This window comes from Mesorhizobium sp. M1409, from assembly GCF_040317535.1.
In the GTDB taxonomy this organism is placed as follows: domain Bacteria; phylum Pseudomonadota; class Alphaproteobacteria; order Rhizobiales; family Rhizobiaceae; genus Mesorhizobium.
Window position 1 is genome coordinate 1 of the sequence record NZ_JAMYKV010000136.1, and the last position, 2,236, is coordinate 2,236.

Genomic DNA, 2,236 nt, shown 5'->3' on the forward strand with positions numbered 1-2,236 from the left:
TCCACAGAGTGCGTGTCGACGGTCAACCACCGTGACATGAGACACCAACCGATCAACAAGAGGGGTATCCTGCGCTGCTTGGGTCGCCGAAGACGCTCGGCCATTCGCCGAAGGCGAGATTGGTGGTGATGATGATCGAGGTGCGCTCGTAAAGCTTCGAGACCAGATGGAAGAGCAACTGCCCGCCGGCCTGGGCGAAGGGGAGATATCCGAGTTCGTCGAAGACGACGAAGTCGAGCCGGGTGAGATGGTCGGCAATACGACCCTGGCGGCCGGAGCGGGTTTCGGTCTCGAGCCTGTTGACCAGATCGACGACCTTGAAGAAGCGCCCGCGCGCGCCGTTGCGGATGAGGGAGCGGACAATGGCAATCGCCAGATGCGACTTTCCGGTGCCGGTGCCGCCGACCAGAACGACGTTGCGCTGATCGGCCACGAAGGCGCTGCCGGCGAGGTCGCGGATCAGGGTCTCATTGACGGGCGTGTCGGCGAAGTCGACGTCCTCGATATCCTTGGCCAGCGGCAGCTTCGCGACGGTGAGCTGGTATTTGATGGAGCGCGCCTGCTTCTCCGATATCTCGGCCTGCAGCAGATCGCCGACGATCTTCGGCGGCTCGTGCTGGCGCTTGATGGCGACGCCCATGATCTCGTCATAGGCCGAGCGCATCCCGTAGAGCTTCAGCGTTCCCATCAGGTCCAATACTTCGGCGCGTTCCATGGCTGTTTGTCCTCCGGAGACTGTCATAGCGGGCGCAGTCGGCGATCGGCTCGTGAGCCAGCTTCAGCGCCTGGGGAATGGAAAGGATCGTGCCCGGCGCCGGATCGCGGCTGCGGGCAAGGATATTGAGGATCACCGACGCGGATGAGACACCATGGTCGAGCGCTTCCTGACAGGCCGCCTCGACCGCGCTTATTCCGTCGGTCAGCACGCAGGTGAGGATCGACACCATCTGACGATCACCGTCATCGGCCAGCTTCAGCTTGCGGCGCACCTTCTCCATGGCGGATGGCAAGACCCAGCTACGGAACGGCGCGCCGTTGCGCAGGCCGCCCGGCTTGCGAGCCAGCACCGGCACGTAGTGCCAGGGGTCGTAGATGACTTCGCCACGGCCGAACGAACGGGCATGTTCGCCCACGACTGCACCGTCCTGACGGATGATGATCCGGTCGGCGTAGGCATGGATCTCGACGGGCCGACCGACAGCGCTCGACAGAACCGAGTATTTGTTGTTGTCGAAGCGCACCGTACACGTCTTCGACACCGACGCGGGAATGCAATGGAAGCCGTCAAAGCGCCCGGCATAGGGGATGAAGCTGGCGCGCTCTTCCTCGAACACCTCCCACACCGTGCGCTCGCCCTGCTCGGGATGCCGGTGCGCCTTTGCATAGGCGACGCATTTGTCGGTCAGCCAGCCGTTCAGGTCCTCCAGCGTCTTGAAGCGCAGCCTCGGCGTGAAGAAGCGCTCGCGCACCAGCCCAACCTGGTTCTCGACCTGACCCTTCTCCCAGCCCGCCGCCGGCGATGAACTCCTGCGCGACCTGGCGTTTGAACTCGATGCTGTGACTGCGGTGCTTTGCCATGGGTTCTCTCTCCGAAAACCCGGAAGGCTGGTCAATCCACACATCCCGATCTGTCCACCCTCAGGGGCGCACTCCAAAACGGGGTCCTCTTTCCATGAAAAATCACAGGCTGGCGAACCTAATGACGTGCGCGTCAAACGCGCCGGTGGCGGATGGGTCGTTCATATTGTTGAGGACGGCAAACTGACAGTTCTTCGGTTCAAGACACAGTCTCCCGCCGAAAATTCCGCCGATGACCAACGAGCCAGGCTCGGCCTTGCTAGCAAGCCACCAATTGACGAACGCTGATGTCTGCACCGGATTTGGGGGAGACGTTGGATGGCTGGCGAGCCTTTGGTGCCGGCGGAAAAAACACATCGCCGAAAGGCCGTTTGCAGTGCTGCTTTCCGCGGCGCTCGAAAAAGGAGCATGAATTTGCAAGCCGCCACCGCAACTGACTTTAGACAGGGTCGAGCCGCGTGGCTGTTGGCTCAACCGTGGAGATGCGGACATTGCGCGATCTCACGAAAGCCCGCTGTTGCGAAAGGCGCGGCGAGCCTCTCCTCAAAGCTGGAGTGACACAGGTTCGTGAGGCTAGAGCACGTCCTGTTTAATCCGGTTCATATCCTGCGGCTTTGAAGTAGTTGGCGCATTCGGCTGGGGTGAAGAGGTCGACGAC

At 61.8% G+C, this 2,236-nt stretch carries 1 protein-coding gene and 2 pseudogenes; all 3 read right to left on the bottom strand.

Translation table 11 applies throughout. From position 1 onward, the window contains the following. Positions 1-715 (bottom strand): annotated as a pseudogene (gene istB / locus NKG99_RS35660) (IS21-like element helper ATPase IstB); the annotation flags it as partial. Beyond that, positions 648-1,520, bottom strand: a pseudogene (locus NKG99_RS35665) (Mu transposase domain-containing protein); the annotation flags it as partial. The pseudogenes NKG99_RS35665 and istB, both read right to left, overlap by 68 nt. Before the next feature lie 160 nt (positions 1,521-1,680). After that, on the bottom strand, positions 1,681-2,070 hold the full coding sequence (locus tag NKG99_RS35670) for a hypothetical protein (RefSeq protein WP_352826337.1): 390 nt from the start codon (positions 2,068-2,070) through the stop codon (positions 1,681-1,683). Positions 2,071-2,236 lie beyond the last annotated feature (166 nt).

Bases quoted from the DNA above. Each gene is read 5' to 3' on its own strand.
- NKG99_RS35670 (WP_352826337.1), bottom strand. From the start codon at position 2,070: ATGTCCGCATCTCCACGGTTGAGCCAACAGCCACGCGGCTCGACCCTG.